The organism is Providencia vermicola, from assembly GCF_020381325.1.
Classification (GTDB): Bacteria; Pseudomonadota; Gammaproteobacteria; order Enterobacterales; family Enterobacteriaceae; genus Providencia; species Providencia vermicola.
Window position 1 is genome coordinate 79,100 of record NZ_JAGSPI010000002.1, and the last position, 24,949, is coordinate 104,048.

18 protein-coding genes and 1 riboswitch are annotated in these 24,949 nt (G+C 43.5%); of the genes, 13 read left to right on the top strand and 5 right to left on the bottom strand.

Annotated elements, in window-relative coordinates:
- Positions 1–69 precede the first annotated feature (69 nt).
- Positions 70–167, top strand: a riboswitch (TPP riboswitch).
- Between the two features lie 59 nt (positions 168–226).
- From thiB to rluA, 6 genes are all read left to right on the top strand, one after another.
- Positions 227–1,231, top strand: coding sequence for a thiamine ABC transporter substrate binding subunit (gene thiB / locus KDJ85_RS02940; protein ID WP_225818410.1), 1,005 nt, complete (start codon positions 227–229; stop codon positions 1,229–1,231).
- Positions 1,207–2,811: a thiamine/thiamine pyrophosphate ABC transporter permease ThiP gene (thiP, locus tag KDJ85_RS02945; protein ID WP_225818411.1), complete on the top strand. Its 1,605-nt coding sequence runs from the start codon at positions 1,207–1,209 to the stop codon at positions 2,809–2,811. The genes thiB and thiP overlap by 25 nt, the downstream gene beginning before the upstream one ends.
- Positions 2,804–3,508, top strand: a complete 705-nt coding sequence (gene thiQ / locus KDJ85_RS02950) for a thiamine ABC transporter ATP-binding protein ThiQ (protein WP_225818412.1) — start codon at positions 2,804–2,806, stop codon at positions 3,506–3,508. Before thiP ends, thiQ begins: the two co-directional genes overlap by 8 nt.
- Positions 3,509–3,570: 62 nt before the next feature.
- Positions 3,571–5,922 carry a DNA polymerase II gene (locus KDJ85_RS02955; protein WP_377210617.1) on the top strand — a complete coding sequence of 784 codons (2,352 nt, stop codon included), beginning with the start codon at positions 3,571–3,573 and terminating at the stop codon, positions 5,920–5,922.
- A gap of 384 nt (positions 5,923–6,306) precedes the next feature.
- Positions 6,307–9,213 carry an RNA polymerase-associated protein RapA gene (gene rapA / locus KDJ85_RS02960; protein WP_219244428.1) on the top strand — a complete coding sequence of 969 codons (2,907 nt, stop codon included), beginning with the start codon at positions 6,307–6,309 and terminating at the stop codon, positions 9,211–9,213.
- A 225-nt stretch (positions 9,214–9,438) separates the two neighbouring features.
- A complete protein-coding gene (rluA, locus tag KDJ85_RS02965) occupies positions 9,439–10,089 on the top strand; it encodes a bifunctional tRNA pseudouridine(32) synthase/23S rRNA pseudouridine(746) synthase RluA (protein ID WP_225818413.1) in 651 nt (216 codons plus the stop codon).
- 636 nt (positions 10,090–10,725) lie between these two features.
- Here rluA and djlA read toward each other — a convergent pair.
- Positions 10,726–11,541 (bottom strand): co-chaperone DjlA, encoded by an 816-nt coding sequence (gene djlA / locus KDJ85_RS02970; protein ID WP_225818414.1) that lies wholly within the window; start codon positions 11,539–11,541, stop codon positions 10,726–10,728.
- A gap of 178 nt (positions 11,542–11,719) precedes the next feature.
- On the opposite strand from djlA, the gene lptD reads away from it, so the two are divergent.
- The 6 genes from lptD (at position 11,720) to apaH (ending at position 18,582) form a co-directional block, all read left to right on the top strand.
- Complete coding sequence (gene lptD, locus KDJ85_RS02975; RefSeq protein ID WP_225818415.1) at positions 11,720–14,089, top strand: LPS assembly protein LptD; 2,370 nt, start codon at positions 11,720–11,722, stop codon at positions 14,087–14,089.
- Positions 14,090–14,218: 129 nt separating this feature from the next.
- Positions 14,219–15,571 carry a peptidylprolyl isomerase SurA gene (gene surA, locus KDJ85_RS02980; protein WP_225818416.1) on the top strand — a complete coding sequence of 451 codons (1,353 nt, stop codon included), beginning with the start codon at positions 14,219–14,221 and terminating at the stop codon, positions 15,569–15,571.
- Positions 15,555–16,547: a 4-hydroxythreonine-4-phosphate dehydrogenase PdxA gene (pdxA, locus tag KDJ85_RS02985; protein ID WP_225818417.1), complete on the top strand. Its 993-nt coding sequence runs from the start codon at positions 15,555–15,557 to the stop codon at positions 16,545–16,547. The genes surA and pdxA overlap by 17 nt, the downstream gene beginning before the upstream one ends.
- A complete protein-coding gene (gene rsmA / locus KDJ85_RS02990) occupies positions 16,544–17,353 on the top strand; it encodes a 16S rRNA (adenine(1518)-N(6)/adenine(1519)-N(6))-dimethyltransferase RsmA (protein WP_225818418.1) in 810 nt (269 codons plus the stop codon). Before pdxA ends, rsmA begins: the two co-directional genes overlap by 4 nt.
- An 18-nt stretch (positions 17,354–17,371) precedes the next feature.
- Positions 17,372–17,749 carry a Co2+/Mg2+ efflux protein ApaG gene (gene apaG / locus KDJ85_RS02995; RefSeq protein ID WP_047755704.1) on the top strand — a complete coding sequence of 126 codons (378 nt, stop codon included), beginning with the start codon at positions 17,372–17,374 and terminating at the stop codon, positions 17,747–17,749.
- Positions 17,750–17,751: 2 nt separating this feature from the next.
- Complete coding sequence (gene apaH, locus KDJ85_RS03000) at positions 17,752–18,582, top strand: bis(5'-nucleosyl)-tetraphosphatase (symmetrical) ApaH (RefSeq protein ID WP_225818419.1); 831 nt, start codon at positions 17,752–17,754, stop codon at positions 18,580–18,582.
- A gap of 61 nt (positions 18,583–18,643) precedes the next feature.
- On the opposite strand, the gene folA is transcribed toward apaH, so the two are convergent.
- Positions 18,644–19,141 carry a type 3 dihydrofolate reductase gene (folA, locus tag KDJ85_RS03005; protein WP_225818420.1) on the bottom strand — a complete coding sequence of 166 codons (498 nt, stop codon included), beginning with the start codon at positions 19,139–19,141 and terminating at the stop codon, positions 18,644–18,646.
- Positions 19,142–19,391: 250 nt separating this feature from the next.
- Here folA and KDJ85_RS03010 point away from each other — a divergent pair, with 250 nt between their 5' ends.
- The gene (locus KDJ85_RS03010; protein ID WP_225818421.1) at positions 19,392–20,006 is read left to right on the top strand and encodes a LysE family translocator; all 615 of its coding nucleotides are present in this window, start codon (positions 19,392–19,394) and stop codon (positions 20,004–20,006) included.
- A gap of 66 nt (positions 20,007–20,072) precedes the next feature.
- Here the strand turns inward: KDJ85_RS03010 and ftsP are convergent, their stop codons facing one another.
- The 3 genes from ftsP to parC all read right to left on the bottom strand — a co-directional run bounded on the left by ftsP (position 20,073) and on the right by parC (position 24,936).
- Positions 20,073–21,491 carry a cell division protein FtsP gene (gene ftsP, locus KDJ85_RS03015; protein WP_225818422.1) on the bottom strand — a complete coding sequence of 473 codons (1,419 nt, stop codon included), beginning with the start codon at positions 21,489–21,491 and terminating at the stop codon, positions 20,073–20,075.
- Between the two features lie 351 nt (positions 21,492–21,842).
- Complete coding sequence (locus KDJ85_RS03020) at positions 21,843–22,583, bottom strand: 1-acylglycerol-3-phosphate O-acyltransferase (protein WP_225818423.1); 741 nt, start codon at positions 22,581–22,583, stop codon at positions 21,843–21,845.
- 97 nt (positions 22,584–22,680) lie between these two features.
- Complete coding sequence (gene parC / locus KDJ85_RS03025) at positions 22,681–24,936, bottom strand: DNA topoisomerase IV subunit A (RefSeq protein WP_225818424.1); 2,256 nt, start codon at positions 24,934–24,936, stop codon at positions 22,681–22,683.
- Positions 24,937–24,949: the final 13 nt, after the last annotated feature.

The window sequence follows — 24,949 nt, forward strand, 5'->3', positions numbered from 1 at the left end:
ACACATACCCTAACTGGTAAACCTATATCAATACAGTTTGCAGATATGTCCGAAGTCTCTACAATAGTGAGTGTCTCAACGGGGTGCTAAATTTATTTTGGCTGAGAAATAACCCGTAGAACCTGATCCGGTTAATACCGGCGTAGGGATTTGAGCCACCGCCTGCAAACCTGCATCGGTTTACTCTCAAATCCTGTGTCACTCTCTTTTTAGCGCAGGAAAAAGCATGTTTAAAAACAAAATTATAGCATCGATTTTTACCCTCAGTGCACTCAGTTTGAGTCAATTCGCATGGGCAGAGAAACCGACCCTAACTGTCTATACCTATGACTCCTTTGCCGCAGAGTGGGGACCCGGCCCGCAAATTAAAAAGAATTTTGAAGCTCAGTGTGACTGTGAATTAAAAGTTGTTGCGTTAGGTGATGGCGTTGCCTTGTTAAATCGTTTGAGAATGGAAGGCAAGAAAAGTAAAGCTGACATTATTTTAGGCCTAGATAACAACCTATTAGATTCTGCTGAGAAAACAGGCCTTTTTGCCCCAGCTGAGATTGACACAACCGCACTAAAATTACCCATTGCATGGGATAGCTCTGTTTTCATTCCTTATGACTATGGCTATTTTGCATTCATTTATGACAAGAATAAAATCCAACAACCTCCCACAAGTATGGATGCACTATTAAATAGCGAAAATAACTGGAAAATCATCTACCAAGACCCACGCACCAGCACACCAGGACTTGGGCTGATGTTATGGATTGAAAAACTGTATGGTGATAAATCCGCTGATGCATGGAAAAAAATGGCAGGAAAAACCCTAACGGTCACCAAAGGTTGGAGCGAGGCATACGGTTTATTCTTAAAAGGTGAAGGGGATTTTGTTCTGAGCTATACCTCATCGCCAGGCTACCAGATGCTAAATGATAAAAAAGATAATTATGCCGCGGCCTTATTTAATGAAGGCCATTACATGCAAGTGGAAGTTGCTGCAAGATTAAAAAACAGCCCACAGCCTGAACTTGCTAAGCAATTCTTGCAATTTGTTTTAACTCCTGATTTCCAAAATACTTTACCGACCACTAACTGGATGTACCCTGTCATTGATATCCCCCTTCCAGACGTTTACAACCAACTCCCTCTACCAGAAAAAGCCTTACAATTTAGTTCACAAGAAGTGGCTAAAGAACGTCAAAATTGGACACGTTTATGGCAAGCCGCCGTCAGTCGTTAATTAATCTCTCTTTATTACCGGGAGTTCTCGCTTCCGGTTTATTAATTGCGATAGCGCTCCTCAGCTTTGGGGCGCTCTGGTTTTTTGCGCCTGAAATAGCCATTGATGACATTATCAGCGATAGTTATCTATGGCATGTCATTGGCTTTACCTTTTGGCAGGCATTTTTATCGGCTGTTTTTTCTGTGCTTCCCGCCATTTTCCTTGCGAGAGCGCTTTATCGCCGCCGTTTTTGGGGGCGGACATTATTTATACGCCTCTGTGCGATGACACTTGTCCTCCCCGTTTTAGTCGCTGTTTTTGGTATTTTATCGGTATATGGACAAACAGGTTGGCTGGCAAAAGTCTGCCACTGGCTAGGCGTGGAATATCACTTTTCCCCATATGGCTTAAAGGGGATTTTACTTGCGCACATTTTCTTTAATATGCCGCTCGCCACAAGGATGTTGCTGCAATCCTTAGAAAACATCGCCATTGAACAACGGCAATTGACCGCACAATTAGGTTTTAATGAGTGGCAGCAGTTTAAGATACTAGAATGGCCTTATTTACGTAGGCAAATTCTACCAACTGCCGCACTGATCTTTATGTTGTGCTTTGCCAGTTTTGCCACTGTACTCGCTTTAGGTGGAGGCCCTTCGGCAACAACGATTGAGCTCGCAATCTATCAAGCGCTTAATTATGATTTTGACCTTGGTAGAGCCACCATTTTGGCGCTCATCCAATTGTTTTTCTGTATTGGATTGATGTTTGTCTGCCAAAAAATCAATAACTTATTTTCTGTTGGTTTTAGCCAGCAAACGCGGTGGGTAGACCCCGCAGATACCCTTTTTCGCCGTATTCGTGACTGCTTATTAATTACGGCGGCGATGTTATTGCTGCTTCCCCCGCTGCTTGCAGTGTTTTTTGATGGTTTAAACGGGCAGTTATTCTCTGTTTTACAGCAGCCTGCATTATGGCAAGCCACAGGAACATCCCTTTTTATTGCACTCTGCGCAGGTGTGGTTTGTGTGATCCTCACTTTAATGTTGCTTTGGAGTAGCCGTGAGCTGCGTTTGCGCCACGCAATACGACTTGGACAAGCGATTGAATTAAGCGGTTTAATTATTTTAGCCATGCCGGGGATTGTACTTGCAACGGGATTTTTTATCTTTTTCAATGAAACCATTGGACTACCCGAGTCCCCCTACCCCTTAGTGATCATGACCAATGCCCTGTTGGCTATCCCGTATGCCTTAAAAGTCCTAGAAAATCCAATGCGAGACACTGCGGAGCGATATAACCCTTTATGTCAATCCTTGGCAATAACAGGGTTTAACCGTTTTAAAATTATTGAGCTCAAAGTATTACGCAAGCCTATTGCCCAAGCACTCGCATTCGCTTGTGTGATTTCGGTGGGGGATTTTGGCATCGTAGCCCTGTTTGGCAATGAAAATTTCCGCACGCTTCCCTATTATCTGTACCAACAAATAGGGGCGTATCGCACCAACGATGGTGCAGTAACAGCGATGCTACTGTTATTACTGTGTTTTTGTTTATTTAGCCTGCTCGAACGTATTTCAGGAAAACACCATGATTAAACTGACGCAATTAGATTACCAATACGATAACCTGACAATGTCATTTGATTTTTCAGTAGCACCAGGGGAATGTGTCGCGATTATGGGGCCAAGCGGTGCGGGGAAAAGTACGTTACTCAGCTTAATCAGCGGTTTTCAATTTCCTAAAACAGGCACAATAGAACTTAATGGGCGGGATCATACCTTTACCCCACCAGCACAACGCCCTGTTTCCATGCTATTTCAAGAAAACAATTTATTCGCACACTTAACGATACGGCAAAATATCGGCCTCGGTTTGCAGCCAAGCCTGCGCTTAAGCACAAAGCAAATGCAGATCGTCGAGCAAATTGCAGCCCATGTCAGCCTAACTGAGTACTTAGACCGCTTGCCCGCACAGCTTTCAGGAGGACAGCGCCAACGTGCTGCACTGGCTCGCTGCTTAGTTCGCAATCAACCGATCTTATTGCTTGATGAACCTTTTTCAGCCCTCGACCCTGCGCTTCGCCATGAAATGCTTACGTTGTTAAAAACAGTCTGTGCGGAAAAGTCCATCACACTATTAATGGTATCTCATAATGTGGACGATGCCTTGCAAATCGCACCAAGAACCTTAGTGGTAGCTGCTGGTGAAATTGCCTATGACGGCGATACACAGGCTTTATTGCAAGGGCAAAGCGCAGCCTCTGCACTTCTTCGTGTCACCAACACCAATTAATACTGTATAAATTCACACTATTGTCGTATATTATTGGGGATATTAGCAAACCGAGTTGCCCAATGCCCCAACCAATGACCCCTGCACAACAAGGCTTTATCTTGAGCCGGCACTGGAAAGACACCCGCCACGGCGTCGAGGTCACGTATTGGCTTCTTACAGACACACACCCACAAAAAGTAACCATTCCTAATCAAAAAGCAATTGGCTTTTTATCCGCCTCAAAACTGCCGATTGTTCAACATCTTTTAGATGAGCAACCAAATGTCAGCTACCGATTACTCGAACTATCTGACTTTAAAAGGGAAAAAGTCTACGCCATCTATTGCCATCAATATCGCCAATTACAAAATATCGAAAAAAGCTGTAAAGAATTCGGTGTTGAGCTATTTGAAACGGATATTCGCCCTTGTGAACGCTATTTAATGGAGCGTTTCATTACAGCGCCTGTGTGGTTTTTCCGTAATTCGCGTGGTGAATACCAGCTCAAACCTTGTGAAGGTTATCGCCCGAACATTAAAGCCGTTTCTCTTGATATCGAAACCAGTCAACATGGCGAGCTGTATTCCATCGGGCTATCTGGCTGTGGTGACAATGTGGTGTTTATGTTAGGCCCTGAGCAAGGCCCTGCATTAAATTCAGATCACCGCCTTGTGTATGTAAATAGCCGACCTCAATTGCTCGATAAACTCAATGAGTGGCTACAACAATATGACCCTGATGCCATAATCGGTTGGAATTTAATCCAGTTCGACTTACAGGTTTTGCAAAAACACGCAGAACGCTATGGCATTCCGTTGTTATTTGGCCGGCAAGGAACAAAACTTGAGTGGCGGGAACATGGCTTCAAACAAGGTGTTTTCTTCGCCTCAGCTCAAGGGCGGCTAATTATCGACGGCATCGATGCACTTAAAAATGCGACATGGCATTTTGCTTCATTTAGTTTGGAATTTGTCGCACAAGCACTTTTAGGGGAAGGTAAAGCGATTGATACCCCCTACGATCGAATGGACGAAATCAACCGTCGCTTTGCTCACGATAAACCCGCGTTAGCGCACTACAACATTCAAGACTGTATTTTAGTCCACCGCATTTTCGAAAAAACCGATCTGATGGCTTTCTTGCAAGAGCGTTCATCCGTTACAGGTTTAGTGCCAGATAAAATGGGGGGTTCTGTTGCTGCATTCTCCCATCTTTATATTCCACGCTTACATCGCCTTGGCTTCGTTGCACCAAATTTGACTGAGCACAAAATGCAGTTAAATCCAGGGGGATTTGTAATGGACTCACAACCGGGGTTGTATGACTCCGTGTTAGTGCTAGACTACAAAAGCCTATACCCCTCAATTATTCGCACCTTTTTAATTGACCCTGCGGGCATGATTGAAGGGCTTGCTCATCCTGACCCACAACATTCTGTTCAAGGTTTTCGCCAAGCATGGTTTTCGCGTACAACCCATTGTTTACCTGATATTGTTAGCCATATTTGGCAAGAGCGCGATAAAGCCAAGAAAGAACATAACGCACCACTTTCTCAAGCCCTAAAAATCATTATGAATGCCTTTGCAGGTGTGCTTGGCGCAGAAGGTTGCCGTTTTTTTGACCCGCGATTAACCGCTTCGATTACGATGCGCGGCCATGAAATCATGCGTACAACCAAGCGATTGATTGAATCCCAAGGTTACCAAGTCATTTACGGGGACACAGACTCCACATTTGTCTGGCTACGCGATCAACACAGCGAGGAACAAGCACAAAATATTGGCTATGCTCTGCGTGATTACGTTAACACTTGGTGGAAACAGCACTTAAAAGATGAATGGCAGCTCGAAGGTGTGCTTGAACTTGAGTACGAAACGCATTACCGCCGTTTTCTCATGCCGACCGTGCGTGGTGCGGAAATGGGCAGTAAAAAACGTTATGCGGGTTTAAGCCAAGATAAAATGATATTCAAAGGGCTAGAAACGATCCGTTCAGATTGGACTCCGCTAGCACAAATTTTTCAAAAAGAGCTCTACACCCGAATTTTTCATCGGCAAGCGTATCGTGAATATATTCGTGAATATATCCAAAATATTCGTGAGGGTAAATTTGATGACCGCTTGATCTATCGTAAGCGCTTACGTCGAAAACTCACAGATTATCAACGTAATGTTCCGCCTCATGTCCGCGCTGCACGTGCCGCAGATGACTATAATATGAAATTGCAACGCCCATTACAGTACCAAAATGGGGGCTGGATAAGCTATATCATCACGCAGGCTGGGCCTGAACCCCTCGAAATCGTGACAGCAAAACCAGATTATGAACACTATATTTCTAAGCAAATCAAACCAATAGCTGATGCAATTTTACCTTTTCTACAGGATGACTTTGATACCCTATTAACAGGCCAAATCACCCTGTTGTTTTAAAATTTATTATTCCACTGATGCTTTTTTAACAGGTGACGATAAGCCGCGGTTGAATTAATATAACGCCCCTTTGATATCCGCACAGCTTGACTGCACAAATAATGCGCGATAATCAGCAATACTCGTTATAATTCAATCAGCATTTCTTGCCTTATCTTTAACGCGTTTTTCGCTAAGAAGAACAAGCAATGATGGTGAGCCACTGCAATTTGAATCTATTAATGTGTATAATTAATCATCAGGTAATGACTATTTTTACAAAAAATCGAATTCTTCCTTGCGCAACAGATGATTAGTTGCACCAACACTGGGCGAAGACTCTGATAAAAATTGTCTTAAAAAATCTAAGAATAACTCACAAATTTATGGAATTAAGTTAAATCTATGCCATTTACTCTTGGTCAACGCTGGATCAGCGATACAGAAAGCGAACTTGGATTAGGCGCCGTTGTGGCTATCGATACCCGCATGGTAACGTTACTTTTCCCTGCAAGTGGCGAAAACCGCCTTTACTCACGCAGTGATGCGCCCATTACCCGAGTGATGTTTAATGAAGGTGATACCATCACCAGCCACGATGGCTGGCAACTTCAAGTTGAAAGCATTGAAGAAGATAAAGGATTATTAACTTACATTGGTACGCGTTTAGACACGCAAGAAACCGATGTAAGCCTCAGAGAAGTGTTTCTCGATAGTAAATTGACCTTTAATAAACCGCAAGACCGTTTATTTGCAGGGCAAATTGACCGTATGGATCGCTTCGCACTGCGTTTTCGCGCACGTAAATTTCAAAGCGAGCAAGTTAAGCACCAAGCAACAGGCCTACGTGGCATACGCGCCAGTTTAATTCCACACCAATTACACATTGCCAACGAAGTAGGCAAACGCCATCATCCACGTGTTTTACTCGCAGATGAAGTCGGTTTAGGAAAAACTATTGAAGCTGGGATGATTATCCACCAGCAACTCATTGCAGGCCGTGCTGAGCGCGTCCTCATCATTGTTCCTGATAGCTTACAGCACCAATGGCTAGTGGAAATGCTCCGCCGTTTTAACCTGCGTTTTTCGCTGTTTGATGATAGCCGCTATAGCGAAGCACAACACGATAGCGATAACCCATTTGAAACCGAGCAATTAGTCCTGTGTTCACTGGATTTTGTCCGTCGCAATAAGCAGCGTTTCGATCAACTGGTTGAAGCAGGCTGGGATATGATGGTTGTCGATGAAGCCCACCATTTACAATGGAGTGAAGCAGCGCCAAGCCGTGAATACCAAGTCATTGAAACTTTAGCAGAAAATATTCCATCAGTCCTTCTGTTAACCGCGACACCTGAACAGCTTGGCCAAGAAAGTCACTTTGCACGTTTGCGTCTTCTCGACCCAAGCCGTTTCCATGAATATGCAGAATTTGTTGCAGAGCAAGATAACTACCGCCCTGTTGCTGATGCCGTTTCATTATTGTTATCTGGCGATAAACTGACTAATGATCAACAAAACTTACTCAATGATTTGATCAAAGAGCAAGATATTGAGCCATTACTAAAAGCCGCTAACCTTGAAACAGAAGATGGCACTGCAGCACGCCAAGAACTGATTAACATGTTAATGGACAGGCATGGCACAAGCCGTCTGTTATTCAGAAATACCCGTAATGGTGTTAAAGGCTTCCCTCGTCGTGAGCTACATTCGTTAAAAATGCCATTACCGACCCAATACCAGACTGCAATTAAAGTCGCAGGTATTATGGGAACCAAAAAAGACACGGAAACCCGTGCGAAAGAGATGCTGTACCCTGAGCAAATTTACCAAGAGTTTGAAGGGGAAAATGCGACATGGTGGAACTTTGACCCACGCGTTGAATGGTTGATGGGCTTTCTAACCGCGAATCGTAATGAAAAAGTCCTAGTTATCTGCGCAAAAGCAGCAACTGCACTGCAATTAGAACAAGTATTACGTGAACGTGAAGCAATTCGTGCCGCCGTCTTCCATGAAGGGCTATCACTGTTGGAACGCGACCGTGCTGCAGCCTACTTTGCTTCTCAAGAAGAAGGCGCGCAAGTATTACTGTGCTCTGAAATTGGTTCAGAAGGCCGTAACTTCCAGTTTGCTAACCAATTAGTAATGTTCGATCTGCCGTTTAACCCTGATTTACTAGAGCAGCGTATTGGTCGTTTAGACCGTATTGGTCAAAGTCGTGACATCAGCATTCATGTGCCTTTCTTAGAAAATACCGCGCAAGCAGTGCTAATTCGCTGGTACCACGAAGGTTTAGATGCCTTTGAGCATACCTGCCCGACAGGTCGCGCCATTTACGATAAATACTACCAACCACTGCTGCAATTTATGGCTGAACCGACTGTCACCGAAGGGTTTGATGAGTTCATCAAAACATGCCGTGATGAACACGACAGCTTGAAACTGCAATTAGAACAAGGCCGTGACCGTTTGCTGGAGATGCATTCAAACGGCGGAGACGCAGGCAACCAGCTAGCAGAAGAGATTGGTGAAGGCGATAACGACACTGAGCTGGTTAACTTCGCACTAAATTTGTTTGATATTGTTGGTATTAATCAGGAAGATAAGAGCGATAACTTAATCATTTTAACACCATCCGACCATATGCTAGTCCCTGATTTTCCAGGTCTTCCACAAGATGGTTGCACCATTACATTTGATAGGGAGCAAGCCCTTTCCCGTGAAGATACGCAATTTATCAGCTGGGAACACCCAATCATCCGTAATGGATTAGATTTAGTGCTATCGGGTGATACTGGCAGCTGCGCCGTTTCTTTACTGAAAAATAAAGCATTACCTGTCGGTACGTTATTGACTGAGTTAATTTATGTGGTCGAAGCGCAAGCGCCAAAAAACTTGCAAATTAGCCGTTTCTTACCCGCTACACCAGTACGTTTATTAATTGATTTAAAAGGTAATAACTTATCTTCTCAAGTGGAATTTGAAAGTTTTAACCGCCAATTAAATGCCATTAACCGTCATATGGCGAGCAAACTGGTGAATGCAGTGCAAAATGAAGTGCATTCAGTTCTGCGTTTGTCTGAACCGATGGTGGAAAAAGAAGCGAAATTACTGATTGAGAGCGCGAAAGATGCCGCTGATAAAGCGTTAACCTTAGAGCTTTCTCGTTTAGAGGCGCTAAAAGCGGTCAACCCAAATATCCGTGATGAAGAGCTGGATATTATTGAGGAAGAACGCCAACAACTGATGACCAATATTGACCAAGCCACGTGGCGCCTCGATGCCATTCGCTTAGTTGTCGTGACGCATCAGTAAGCTATAACAATCGAACCATAGAACACGTTATGGTTCGATTGTGAATTTAAAATCTACAACTCGATTTAAGGGCTTTTTTACGTAAAATTTTTGCGGAACAAGCGAATTACCCTAAATAATTCGAGTTGTAGGTAGGCGGCAAGCAAAGATATCTCGGGGAACATATGACCCGAGTATCTGGGCGACACCAACACCCCTACAACTTGAAGTATAACGGGTAATTGAATGATACCTTACAATCCACCACTTGAACCTTGGCTGCATGTTCTATACCAAGATGACCATATTATTGCGGTGAATAAGCCAAGCGAACTGCTTTCTGTGCCCGGAAAAGCCCCTGAGCACCACGATAGCATTATGAGCCGTATTCAACGTGATTTTCCTGCTGCTGAATCCGTACATCGCTTAGATATGGCGACTAGTGGCGTCATGGTTGTGGCATTACACAAAAAGGCTGAGCGTGAGCTAAAACGCCAATTTAGGGAACGTGAGCCCAAAAAATTCTATATTGCTCGTGTCTGGGGTCATTTAGAAAAAGATGAAGGGTTAGTTGATTTACCGCTGATTTGCGATTGGCCAAACCGACCCAAGCAAAAAGTGTGCTTTGAAACAGGTAAGTCGGCACAAACGGAGTACCAAGTATTGGCGCGTGAAGAACAAGCTACTCGCGTGAAACTATCACCGATTACGGGGCGTTCCCATCAATTGCGCGTTCATATGCTTGCATTGGGCCACCCTATCCTTGGCGATCGTTTTTATGCCCACGATGAGGCCAAAGCCCTTGCACCTCGTTTGCAGTTACATGCTCAGGAGTTATACATCACGCACCCTGAATATGGCACACCTATGCATTTTACCTGCCCGCCTGATTTTTAAGCTTATTCAAGCGATTGATTAAACTTCAATATCCTAAGTGCAAAAATTAATTCACTCTATTTTTGCACTTGTTATTTTCCCCAATTGTTGTTTCTAGAATAGGCTTTAATTGAACCCTAAAAGCATAGATAACTACGTGACTAGAGATAGTCTTTATGTTCTTATCTTTGATTTTTTGCTCTTAAGCTAGCCTATTTCCCCTAGATAGTTTGTGCTACCGCAAGGCGTCGATTGAGCGAGCCCTAGGAGCGTAGATAACTACGTGACTAGGGCTCGAGAATGAAGACAACAAAGCGGTAGTGCGAAATATGACGGGGATTAAAGAGTTCGTGTTGCTGCTAGGCGATAAGAGAGCAAATCCTAGGAGCATACAAAAGTATGTGACTAGGGTGCGCGAACGCAGCCAACAACGCTGCGGCGCAAAATATGACAAGATGAAAGACGATAATAAACCCGCCTATCTGAATTTCAATTTTTTGGTTTTTTTAATTGTCGCACCACGTTCCTCTTTCCCCTAAAGAGTTCGTGTTGCAGCTAGGCGGCAAGAGAGCGAATCCCTAGGAACATACAAAAGTATGTGACTAGGGTGCGCGAACGCAGCCAACAACGCTGCGGCGCGAAATATGACGGGGAAATTTATTTGAAGCCAAGTGAACTCTTCACTAAGTCGTACGCCGCTTGGATTGATTGTGCTTTTTGCTTCGCGATTTCCATCATTTCTGGCGGTAAACCTTTCGCCACTAATTTATCTGGATGGTGTTCGCTCATTAACTTGCGATATGCACGTTTTATTTTAGTCGGTTCATCGCTAGGAGACACACCAAGGACTTTACAGGCATCTTCTAAGGTTGGACCATTAGATTGCTGGTAATAGCCCCCTGATTGCTGCTGGGAGTATCCTTGACCAAATTGGCGACCACTTTGAATCATATCTAAGAATTGTTCGAACTGAACTTTTGATATACCCAACTCTTCTGCGATGATAAACAGCACTTTCCTTTCGTTTGGATGGAGTGAACCATCGGCAAAAGCAGCCTGTAATTGAATTTCCAGAAACATCTGAATTAGGTCAAAACGACCATAGCACGCCATGCGTAATTGTTTTAAAACATCACGTAATGGAAAGTTAGGCGACTTCCCTTCACGAAAGGCTTGTTGAGCGGCTTTTCGAGTTTCTCCGTGCAGTTGCATTCTATCCATCAAATTTGATGCGAGCTGAATGTCCGTCTCGGTTACACGGCCTTTAGACTTGGTTAAATGCCCTAAAATCTGGAAAGTACTCGCAAAGAAAATAATTTGGCGATCACGTTTATTCATCGACCCGGCAAATTTACGTTGTATTGATGCTTTATCAAAGCCGTGACCAATAATTAACCCCGCTAACGCCCCCCAAAAGCCTAATCCAGAGACGATTGCGAGTATTACGCCAATAATTTTACCCCAATAGTGCATATATCCCTCAATTCTTCAATGCTCAAAATGCAATTTTGCATTATCATACTATTCATTCTGCTCTATGCATAACTACCCGCGCGTAAAGTTTCTTACATTATACTGGCGCAAAGTGGTTGGCTAAGTTAGTCTTTGAGCGTTTGCTGGCTGTGCCAATGATGACGGAACCGCATATTTAATGATGAAAAAAAGCTATCCAACACTAGTTGCCACCCTTGTATGGGCGGCTATTTACAGTCAGCAAGCGCATGCTGACCTTGCGCAGCAGTGTATGCTGGGTGTCCCTGTTTATACAAAACCGATTGTAAAAGGCGACCCTAACAACCTGCCTATTAATATTACGGCTGAAGATGTTCGTGGTGAATACCCTAATTTTGTTGAATATGACGGTAATGTCGATATCCAACAAGGGAACCAAACACTGACGGCTGATAAAGTTAAATTAACGCAGACTGAAACTGCGGGGCAACCCCCCGTTCGCGAAGTCACTGCTACGGGTAACGTTCACTACGATGACCCTCAAATTATCTTAAAAGGCCCTTCTGCTTGGTCAAATTTAGATAATAAAAATACCGACGTAAATGACGGTAACTACATGATGGTCGGTCGCCAAGGCCGTGGTGATGCGACGAAAATGAAAATGCGTGGCGAAAACCGTTATTCCATCATGGAAAACGGGACATTTACCACGTGCTTACCTGGCAATAATAGCTGGAGCGTTGCGGGCTCTGAAGTCATTATAGACCGCGAAGAGGAAGTGGCTGAGATTTGGCATGCGCGCTTTAAAGTCGGCGATGTACCGATTTTCTACAGCCCATACATGCAATTACCGATTGGTAATAAACGCCGCTCTGGTTTCTTGATCCCAACAGGCAGCTACTCGAATAATGATGGCTTAGAATTTTCTTTACCCTATTATTGGAATATTGCCCCTAACTACGATGCGACCATCACGCCTCAGTTTATGACTCACCGTGGTGTGAAGTTAAACAACGAATTCCGTTATCTCATTACACCAGGTACAGGGACTGTTGCCTTTGATTATATTGCCCGTGACCGGGCTTATATCAAAGATAAAGACCGTGAAAAACGTGCTGCTCGTGATAGCGATGACCGCTGGTTATTCTATTGGCGTCATTCAGGCACCTACGCGGGGCACTGGAATTTTGCATCTGACTACACCAAAGTCAGCGATCCACAATACTTTACGGATTTTAGCTCTCAGTACGGCAGTACAACTGATGGCTACGCTACGCAAAAATTCAGCGCAGGCTATTCGGATACCAACTGGAATGCAAAAGTTACCCACAAACAATTCCAAATTTTTGCGGATAACCCGAACAAACGCGCTTATAAAGCAGAGCCTCAAGTTGACTTCAATTATTATAAAAATAATTTAGGTGCTTTTGATGTGCACACCTATGCACAAGCTGCTCGTTTTACCAGCGTGGGCAAAAATAACCCTGATGCAACGCGTTTACACATTGAGCCAGAAGTGAACCTGCCATTATCAAATGGCTGGGCAAATATGAATAACAGCATCAAACTGTATGCCACCCATTATGACCAAGATATTCCAACATCGAATACGGACACTAGCTTAGAGAAAAACGTTAGCCGCGTGCTACCAATGTTTAAGAGTGATGCGAAAGTCGTTTTCGAGCGCGACCTTTTCCAAGGCAGCGATTATGTACAAACATTAGAGCCTCGTGTTCAATATCTGTATATTCCGTATAAAGATCAGGACAATATCAATAACTTTGACTCATCTTTATTGCAATCGGATTACAGTGGTTTATTCCGTGAACGTATTTACAGCGGCCTTGACCGCATCGCTTCTGCAAATCAATTTACTACGGGTTTAACCACGCGTGTCTATGATGATGCACTCGCAGAACGTTTTAATTTCTCTGTTGGGCAAATCTATTACTTTGAACGCCCACGTGCAGGGAACTCAAACCGCCCTATTGATGATAAGAGCAACACGGGTTCTTTACTGTGGGCGACAGATTCTATGTGGCGCATTGATGAAAACTGGGGCATTCGTGGTGGGTTACAATACGACCGCCGCCTTGGTAACGTCACAATGGGTAATGCCGTTGCAGAATACCGTTTAGATGCCGACCGTTTAGTTCAATTGAACTACCGTTTTGTTGACCGTGATTATATTCAAGCCACTTTCCGTGATTTAGATAAAATCGGTAAAAATCAGGAATTACCCGAATATCAACGCGGTATTTCTCAAGTTGGTACAGTTGTAAGTTGGCCGTTAAGTGAACAATGGGGCTTTGTCGGTTCCTATTATTACGATACAAAACAACAGCAATCTGCAAGCCAACTGGTTGGGTTGCAATACAATACTTGCTGTTGGGCAGTCAACCTTGGTTACGAGCGCAAGATTGTCGGCTGGCAAAAAGAGAAGTTCAGCAGCGAATATGACAATAAATGGTCAGTCAATGTGGAACTTAGAGGCCTAAATAACAATCATAGTTTAGGTAGTCAGAAAATGTTAGAAGCGGGCATCATGCCTTACCAACGTGCTTTCTGATGACAAATAACATCGTTTATTCTGAATAGTTTGAGATGTATTTACTCGAAGTATGACTGTATTTACTCTGAATAATTTGAGATGTATTTACTCGAAGTATGACGAGTAAACAACGTATTAGCCCGCATTTTGCGGAATCAAAGTCAATATTATAGGACCATTATGAAGAATTGGAGAACGCTTATTCTGGGACTGATGTTCGCAAGCTCTGCTACGTTGGCTGCGCCACAGCAAATGGATAAAGTGGCTGCGGTTGTCAATAACGGAGTTGTGCTAGAAAGTGACATCCAGAATATGATCAACACTGTTAAGCTGAATGCACAAAACGCACGTCAGCAGATCCCTGATGATCAAACTCTGCGCCATCAAATCCTTGATCGTTTGGTGATGGATAACATCATGCTGCAAATGGCGAACCAAATGCAGATCAATATCCCTGATGAAGCAGTTACCGCAACCATCGCCGATATTGCTCGTCAGAATGGTTTAACACTGGAACAAATGCAACAGCGTTTAACCGCTGATGGCATCAACATGAACCAGTACCGCAGTGAAATTCGCAAAGAAATGCTGATTGCAGAAGTTCGTAATAACGAAGTTCGCCGTCGCGTTACCATTTTGCCACAAGAAGTTGACTCCCTTGCAGAGCAGATGAGTTCACAAGCTAACTATGAAATGGGTGTAAACCTGAGCCACATTTTAATTCCACTACCAGAGAATCCAACACCAGAACAGTTAAAAACTGCAGAAGCGTTAGTGGACAAAATTTTAGCTGACCTGAAAAAAGGCGGTGACTTCGGTAAATTAGCCATTGCTTACTCTGCCGACCCTCAAGCCCTCAAAGGCGGGAATATGGGGTGGTCGCGTCTGCAAGAGCTCCCTGTCGTATTTGCTGAACAATTAAAGAATGCGAAAAAAGGGGATATCGCAGGCCCAATCCGTTCGGGTGTCGGTTACCACATTTTACGCGTGAATGATGTCAGTGGAGGCAGCCAGCCTATCTCTGTCACTGAGGTAAAAGCACGCCATATCTTGATTAAATCATCTCCAATTATGGATGATGCACAAGCAAGACAAAAACTGAATAAAATTGCCCAAGACATCCGCTCTGGTGCCGTGTCATTTGAAGATGCTGCGAAAGAAAACTCAGAAGACCCAGGCAGTGCATTGAAAGGGGGTGAACTTGGCTGGAATATGCCTGATATTTACGACCCAGCATTCCGCGATGCGTTGATGAAACTGAATAAAGGCGAATTAAGCCAACCTGTTCCATCAAGTTTTGGCTGGCACTTAATTCAGTTAGAAGACACACGCAGTGTAGATAAAACAGACGCTGCACAAAAAGACCAAGCTTACCGTTTACTGTTCAACCGTAAATTTAACGAAGAAGCGCAAAGCTGGATGCAAGAGCAACGAGCTTCCGCTTACGTGAAAATTGTTGATGGTCGCGATAGCCAAGCTCAAGATGAAAAATCTAACTAAGCCGATTGTGATTACCCCTGGTGAGCCCGCAGGGATTGGCCCAGATTTGCTTATTCAGCTCGCTCAACAGGCATGGCCTGTTGAGCTTGTTGCTTGCGCAGATCCCAACTTATTACTTGAGCGCGCCAAAATATTAAGTTTGCCGCTCACGTTGGGTAAATACGAGCCAAATGACGTACCTAAAGCACACACAGCAGGCCATCTATCCATCGTTCCTGTGCCATTAAATACCTCTGTGAAAGCAGGAGAGCTTAATGTCAACAATGGCAACTATGTGGTTGAAACACTTGCTCGAGCCTGTGATGGTTGCTTAACTGGTGAGTTTTCCGCCATTGTGACGGGGCCTGTGCATAAAGGCATTATTAACGATGCTGGTGTTTCTTTTAGTGGGCACACCGAGTTTTTTGCCGATCGTAGTGGCTGTGAGCGTGTTGTTATGATGCTGGCTACAGAAGAATTACGGGTTGCCCTTGCGACCACACATCTCCCGCTAAAAGATGTTTCAGCCGCGATTACACAACAAAGCCTCCATGAAGTCATCACCATTTTACATCATGACTTGCAAACGAAGTTTGGCATTGAAAAACCAGTTATCTATGTCTGTGGGCTGAACCCTCATGCAGGAGAAGGCGGTCACATGGGTACAGAAGAGATTGATACCATTGAACCTGCATTGGAAAATTTACGAGCACAAGGCATCCATTTAGTTGGGCCACTGCCAGCGGATACACTTTTCCAAGCCAAATATTTAGACCACGCTGATGCAGTTTTAGCAATGTATCACGACCAAGGTCTTCCTGTGTTAAAATACCAAGGTTTTGGTAGAGCGGTAAATATTACCCTCGGCCTACCATTTATCCGCACCTCCGTCGACCATGGCACAGCCCTTGAGCTCGCAGGTACGGGTCATGCAGATGCGGGAAGTTTTATCACCGCATTGACATTAGCTATCCAAATGACATCTAAGAATACATGAATAATCGAGTCCATCAGGGGCACTTTGCCCGCAAACGTTTCGGGCAGAACTTTTTAACTGACCAGTTTATTATCGACAGCATCGTTGATGCAATGAACCCTCTGCCAGGTCAATCCATTGTTGAAATCGGCCCTGGTTTAGGCGCGCTGACTGAGCCTGTCGGTAGCCGCATTGAAAAAATGACGGTAGTCGAACTTGACCGTGATCTCGCGGCGCGTTTACACGTCCATCCACAGCTTAAAGACAAATTAACAATCATCCAGCAAGATGCAATGACCGTTGATTTTGGTGAATTGGCGAAACAAGCGGGTCAGCCACTACGCGTGTTTGGTAACCTACCTTACAATATTTCAACACCATTAATGTTTCACCTATTCACATTCACCAACTCCATAGCTGACATGAATTTCATGCTGCAAAAAGAAGTGGTAAACCGTCTGGTGGCAGGCCCTGGCAGTAAAGCCTTTGGTCGCTTGAGTGTAATGGCTCAATATTATTGTCACGTCGTACCTGTACTTGAAGTGCCGCCAACAGCGTTTACTCCTGCACCAAAAGTAGACTCAGCCATTGTCCGCTTGATCCCACACCGCGAGAATCCATATCCTGTTAAAGATATTAAGTTCTTAAGTCGGATCACCACGCAGGCCTTTAATCAACGCCGTAAAACCATCCGTAACAGCCTTGGTGATTTATTTAGCGTTGAAGAATTAACTGAATTAGGCATCGACTTAAGCACCCGTGCCGAAAATATTTCTGTTGAACAGTACTGCAAAATGGCAAACTATCTTTCTAACCGATCAGAATAGAATGTTGAAGGAGGCACTATGCTTAATGAACCGAATGTGAGCATCCAAGTTCAGAGTGTCTACATAGAGAGCCAATCTCAGCCCGATATTGCCAGATATGTGTTTGCTTATACGATTTGCATTCGCAATTTAGGGCGTGATCCTATCCAATTAATGAGCCGCTATTGGCTCATTACTAACAGCGATGGCCATAAAACAGAAGTTCAAGGTGAAGGGGTTGTTGGTGAACAACCGATTATTCAGCCTGGAACGGAGTATCGTTATACCAGTGGTGCGGTTCTTGAAACGCCAATGGGTACGATGGAGGGCTATTATGTGATGATTAGCACGCAAGGGGATAATTTCCATGTGGATATTCCTGCTTTTCGTCTGGCAATTCCAACACTGATTAATTAATTATGTCGACATATATAGTAGGTGATATTCACGGCTGCTATCGTGAATTACGTGAATTGATGGACAGTGTCAATTTTGACCCGCAACGAGACACACTATGGTTAACGGGTGACTTAGTCGCTCGAGGTGCAGAGTCGCTGCAAGTTTTGCGTTATGTCAAAAGCCTAGGTGATTCTGCTCGTTTAGTCTTAGGCAATCACGATCTCCATTTACTTGGGATTTATTGCAAAATTAGCCGCAATAAGCCTAAAGATCATCTTGATGAATTATTGCATGCACCTGATTTGGATGAGCTAATCAACTGGTTACGCCGCCAGCCATTGCTGCAAATCGATGAAGAACGAAAAATGGTGATGACCCATGCAGGGATCACACCACAATGGGACATTGAAACTGCCAAAATGTGTGCAAGGGAAGTGGAAGCTGTTCTATCTAGTGATGCTTACCCTTTATTCATTGACTCAATGTATGGTGACATGCCAAATAATTGGTCTGATGGCTTGATGGGGCTCGCGCGATTACGCTTTAGCACTAATGCACTGACGCGCTTACGCTACTGTTTCCCCAACGGTCAGTTAGATATGATCTGCAAAGAAAATCCGAAAAAAGCCCCTGCGCCTTTAAAACCTTGGTTCGATTTGCCTAGCCAACTTCCTGAAGACTATTCGGTATTTTTTGGTCATTGGGCGTCATTGGAAGGGAAATGCACACCAGATAACGTATATGCAATGGATACAGGTTGTTGCTGGGGAGGGGATTTAACGCTACTCCACTGGGAAACCAAGCAATATCATCGCCAAAAGTCCTACCAGAAGAGTCGCAAAGAATCCTAATTGAATAAAATGCAAAATGGCGCAATTAAGCGCCATTTTTGTATTTGTAATCGATTAAAAATCAATCTCTTTTCGTCAGAATTTCGAAGCAATACCCGTGAGTATTATTTTCATCCGCTTCGTGATATTCCGTAAAGATAGAATCCCACTCATCAGGTTCATATGCAGGGAAATGTGTATCGCCAATCACTTCAGCATCAACATGCGTCAAATAAAGCTTATTGGCTAATGGTAGAAATTGTTGGTAAACCTTACCACCACCAATCACCATTACTTCTTCAACCCCTTCTATCGCTTGCGCGGCGGCAAGCGCCTCTTCAATAGAAGTAACCCAAATAACGGTATTGTCCGCACCTGCTGGGTGGCTGCTCAGTACGATGTTGACTCGCTGCGGTAAAGGACGCCCGATAGATTCATAGGTCACACGCCCCATAATCACGGGTTTATTTAACGTATTTCGTTTGAACCACGCGAGATCCCCAGGCAAATTCCAAGGCATCGCTTTTTCCATGCCGATAACCTGATCGATCGCCATTGCTGCGATTAAGCTAATATTCATTTACTCACCTTAGAAGCAAAATATAAAAATTGAGCACACTATACGTAAAGAGATTTGCTTCGTCGACTAAATTTAAACTTCCTTAAACAGCTTTGAATCACTTATACTCGAATTGCTAAAATTAAGACTAAAAATAACATTAAAAATCAAAAAAGAGCCTGTTTTTCCTCTCTGAAGAGCCAGACATTCAGTAGATAATGGTTAAGCGCCAAAAAAGACCAAAACAGGGCTAAACAAAGAGACATGTATCATGTACGAAACCAGCATTATGGTGGCGACGATCGCCGCATTAGGGATGCTCTCACCAGGGCCCGACTTCTTTCTTATTGTCAAAAATGCCGCCCGTTACCAACGCTCTGCAGCACTCATGACCGCCTTTGGTGTGATTGCAGCCATTGCCTTGCATATGTCTTATTGCGTCGCTGGACTTGCGGTATTAATTACCACCACTCCATGGCTATTTAATATTTTAAAATATGCTGGTGCCGCTTATTTGGTATGGATAGGCGTTAAAAGCTTATTGCCTCAGTCTAGTAATTTGGCCGATTTGAGTACAACTAAACACGAAATTGTTTCATTTAAAAAAGCATTTATGCAGGGGTTTCTGTGTAATGTATTGAACCCAAAAGCGACACTATTCTTTCTTGCCGTATTTACCCAAGTGTTGGATATCAATTCAACGTTTAGTGAAAAACTGTGGTTTGCTTTTATTATTTGGGGATTAGCCGTTATTTATTGGCCTATTTTAGTCTTTCTTATCCAAAGTGCTCCTGTCAGGAAAGGGTTGGCGAAAGTGCAAAAATATGTCGATAGAGTACTTGGTGTGATTTTAATTGCTTTTGGGATCCGTGTGGCACTTAGCTAATCATTTATTTCATGCATAAAAAAGCAGGCACTGAATAAAGTCCCTGCTTGCTATTATGCTATTTGATCAGTATTGCATCGCTTCTTGTGGCGCAACGACCATCTGCCCAACGGAACCTAAATCTGCTTTTTCTAAATTCTGGCTATAAAATAAAAATGGGAAATGATTGTATGAAGGTTGCATCATTTGCACTAATAGTTCAGTGCGACCACTAACCCAAACTGTATCTTTCCAACCGTAATCTTCAGGTGGCGTAGGTTGCCCATTGCGATTAATAATTTTAAAGCGTACCCCCTCAATATGAAATGCTTGAGGTTCATTTGTGGTGACAACCCAACGCTCCCAATTTCCCTGGCGGCTGGTAATATCCACACGACGGGTATCAATGACTGCATTATTAATACCAAAACCATCATTAAGATGAATATCTCTTTGTGTAATACTGGACGTGACTTGCGTCTTATCTTCCGTCAATTGTGTTGGTAAACCATCGGTTACCAATGACATCAACCCCGTCGCTTTAATGGTCAACACATTCGTCGAAATTAAGCTATTCGAAGGCTCAAACAATCCTTTTAATCTATCCATAAACGTAGCAGATTCGCCAGCAGTAATAGTCAGTTCCTGCGTTTTAGCCATATCAATTAATACTTCACGTCTTTCACCTGGTGCAAGAGGTAACTCTTGAACATTCACTGGAACCGTTAATAATCCTTGATCCGAGGCAATCATCGCAAATGGGCGACCATCACTGATTTTCATTACATAATTACGTGAATTTGATGCATTTAATAACCTTAAGCGTACCCAGCCGCGAGACACTTCAATATAGGGGTTTTGTACACCATTGACTAATAATGTATCCCCGAGAAAACCATTTTCATTGGCTTTATATTCAGGAACACCAAAGTTATCCAAGCGTTTATCTTGAATGATCACTGGAAAATCATCTACGCCATAATGGTTAGGTAAACGAAGGCTTTTTGTAACATCATCTTCGATAATCCACATACCCAACAACCCATTATGGATTTGCTGCCCCATTTTTCCTTGCGTATTTGCATGGTACCAAAGCGTCGCCGCATTTTGGCGAATTGGGATCACTGGAGACCAATCCGCATTAGGGGAAATTAACCTTGCTGCACCACCAATTTGTGTGCCAGGTATCTGCAGTCCACTGACAGTCATTGAAACCGCTTCGGGTAAGCGATTGCTGTATATTAGCTTGATATCATCGCCATTTTTGACTTTCACCGTCGGACCTGGGGAAGAACCATTAATCCCCCATACATCCGCAGAATATTTTCCATCAAAAGACCAATGGACTTTTTGTAGTGTTAAAAAAATCGGCTGTCCAGACCGAGATTCTAACAATGGGGGCACAGGCAATGCAGTTGCGCCTTCTGCACTCGCATTAATTGGCGCATAGAGCACACACAGAGCCAACCCTACCGCTACTAGGGTTTGGCATCGATTGAATGACATAAATTCTCCGCTAAACAAACATTCCAGCGCATTTTATTTTTTAATATTCGAAATTTTCAGCCTATGGATTGGCTAATTTTAGATTGGCGCTAGTAATAATACGACTTAGAGACAACAATTTGTTACTTCGCTAAATTTGTGAGCCATGATATCGCGAAAAAAGATTAAATTCTAAAAATATCTTTCTAATATATAAAAATTTAATTAATAGAATTATAAATTGTGTGGTTTATTAATTATGGATGAATATAGGGCAAAGAAATGGTTATTGGCTTGATGTTAGTTGGCATACACAGATAAAACTAAGGGCGATGATTTCCATCGCCCTTTTTATATTATCCAATTAAGTTATTACGATTTTTTAGCTTGCTTATTCATTTCTTCCACTTCTAAATCAAGCTCTTTGATTTTAGCTTCCATCAATGAATGACAATACTCCGATAACTCCCTAACTTGATCGCGGCTATAGGCTGAGGTATCGATAGGCTCTAACATCTCAATAATAACATTGCCATTGTTCCAGCGATTTAGCTTAATTTTGCCCTGTGTACTAGATACACACACGGGAACAATCGGCACTCCCGCTGCTATAGCAGCATGGAAGGCCCCTGTTTTGAATGGGAGCAAACCGCGGCCACGGCTGCGTGTTCCTTCTGGGAACATCCACACTGAAATCTTACGTTTTTTGATTTGGTCTGCCACTTGAGAGATTGTGTTATGCGCTTTCGAACGATTCGCACGGTCAATCAAAATATTCCCCGTGATCCAATATAAAAAACCAAAGAAAGGGATGAACACCAAGCTTTTTTTACCCACTGTGACTGTTCTAGGCAACACACCATTCGACATCGTGACCATATCGTAGTTGTTTTGGTGGTTACCAATATAAATACTTGGGCCATAGCCTTTCGCTTTTTTAGGCACGCGGTTGATAACTTTTATGCCAAAAACAACGGACAAACGCCCAAACATATGGCCGAATGTCATCACGTGTTTTGGGTTACGTGGGCTGAATAAGCAGTAGATGCCACCGCCCACACAAACGAGGATGGTGTAGATAATAACAATAATCGCTCTAATAAGCGCTAACATACTAACCCCAAATTAGCGGAGCCTCAGCGCCCCGCGATGAATTTTAACCTTCGGTGCCAAACACAAGTCCTTGATAAGACACCCATTAAATTTATTGTTATACGTTATCTACAGGTTCGATATCGATACGCTCGATATTGTGCATTCCACGAGGCAAGGATGTCCCTTTACGGCCACGCTCCGAACGGTATTTCTGTAGATCTTCGGCTTTAAATTTCAGTTTTCGTTTACCAAAATGTAGCGTCATTGAAGCACCAACAGGTAAAAGCATCAACCATGTTAATACATCTTCACCACTTGCCGCTTGTGCGCCCGCAATATTGATAATTTTATTCCCTTTACCTTTTGAAAGCTGAGGCAAATCTGCCACAGGGAATATTAACATACGCCCTGCTTTCGTGATTGCCAATAACAAGTCTTCTTGCGCGTTATTTAGCTCAATCGGTGCCAATACTTTGGCATTTTCAGGTAATGAAATCAGTGCCTTACCAGATTTATTCTTTGTCACTAAATCATTAAATGTGCAAATAAAGCCATAACCTGCATCTGATGCCATCAAGTATTTTTGCTCTTCTGGCGCCATTAAGACGTGCTCAATCGTTGCGCCTGGCGGCAGCGTTAATTTACCCGTAAGCGGCTCACCTTGGCTACGCGCAGACGGCAATTCCAGTGGATCAACCGAATAGCTACGCCCAGTGGTATCAAGGAATACTGCGGCTTGGTTTGATTTACCGCGGGCAGCGCCTTTAAAACCATCACCCGCTTTATAGTTCAGGTTGGTTGGCTCAATATCATGGCCTTTCGCACTGCGCACCCAGCCCATATCAGACAGCACAACCGTAATCGGCTCTGATGGCAGAATTTCATGTTCGCTCATCGCTTTCGCTTCTTCACGCTCTTGGAGTGGAGAGCGACGGTCATCACCATAAGCTTTCGCATCAGCCTGAATTTCTTTTCTAATTAAGGTATTCAAACGACGCTCTGAACCTAAAATCGCTTGTAACTCATCACGCTCTTTCGCTAATTCGTCTTGCTCACCACGGATTTTCATCTCTTCCAGTTTGGCTAAATGACGTAATTTTAGCTCTAAGATAGCCTCTGCTTGTGTGTCCGAAATATTAAAACGAGACATCAATACAGGTTTGGGCTCATCTTCAGTACGAATGATTTCAATAACTTCATCAATGTTTAGATAAGCAATTAATAAACCGTCTAAAATATGTAGGCGTCTTAAGACTTTGTCTAAACGATGGTTCAAGCGGTTACGTACAGTTTGGCGACGATAAGTAATCCACTCTGTTAATATCTCAACCAAGCCTTTCACCGCAGGGCGGTTATCTAAACCAATCATGTTGAGGTTAACGCGGTAGCTTCTTTCTAAATCCGTTGTCGCAAATAAGTGGGTCATCACTTGTTCAAGGTCAACCCGATTACTGCGTGGAACAATCACTAAACGAGTTGGATTTTCATGATCAGATTCATCACGTAAATCTTCCACCATCGGCAATTTCTTCGCACGCATTTGGCTAGCGATTTGCTCAAGAACTTTGGCTCCCGAAACCTGATGAGGTAATGCTGTAATCACCGCATTGCCATCTTCTTTTTCCCACACCGCACGCATGCGTACTGAGCCACGACCGTTTTGATAGATTTTACGAATATCTTCACGGGAAGAGATAATTTCGGCTTCTGTTGGGAAATCTGGGCCTGGTATATAACCCATAATCTCATCAAGATTCAGAGTCGGTTTTTCCAGTAAGGCGACCAAAGCTTCTGCCACTTCACGGGCATTGTGTGGTGGAATATCCGTTGCCATCCCAACCGCAATACCCGTTGTCCCATTCAACAAAATATTGGGTAAACGTGCAGGCAACATTTTCGGCTCGTTCATCGTGCCGTCAAAGTTGGGTACCCAGTCAACAGTGCCGTGACCTAACTCGCTAAGCAATACTTCTGCGTATTTAGATAAACGTGATTCCGTATAACGCATCGCAGCAAATGATTTTGGATCATCTGGAGCCCCCCAGTTTCCTTGCCCATCCACTAATGGATAGCGATAAGAAAACGGCTGCGCCATCAACACCATTGCTTCATAACACGCACTATCACCATGTGGGTGATATTTACCTAACACATCACCGACGGTTCTCGCTGATTTTTTGTATTTTGCACTATTACTGAGGCCAAGTTCCGACATTGCATACACAATACGACGCTGAACAGGTTTTAATCCATCACCAATAAATGGCAACGCCCTATCCATAATGACGTACATCGAATAGTTTAGGTAGGCACTTTCAGTAAAGGCATGAAGCGGTAGACGCTCCACACCATCATGAGTAATTTCACTCATTCAATTCGTTCCT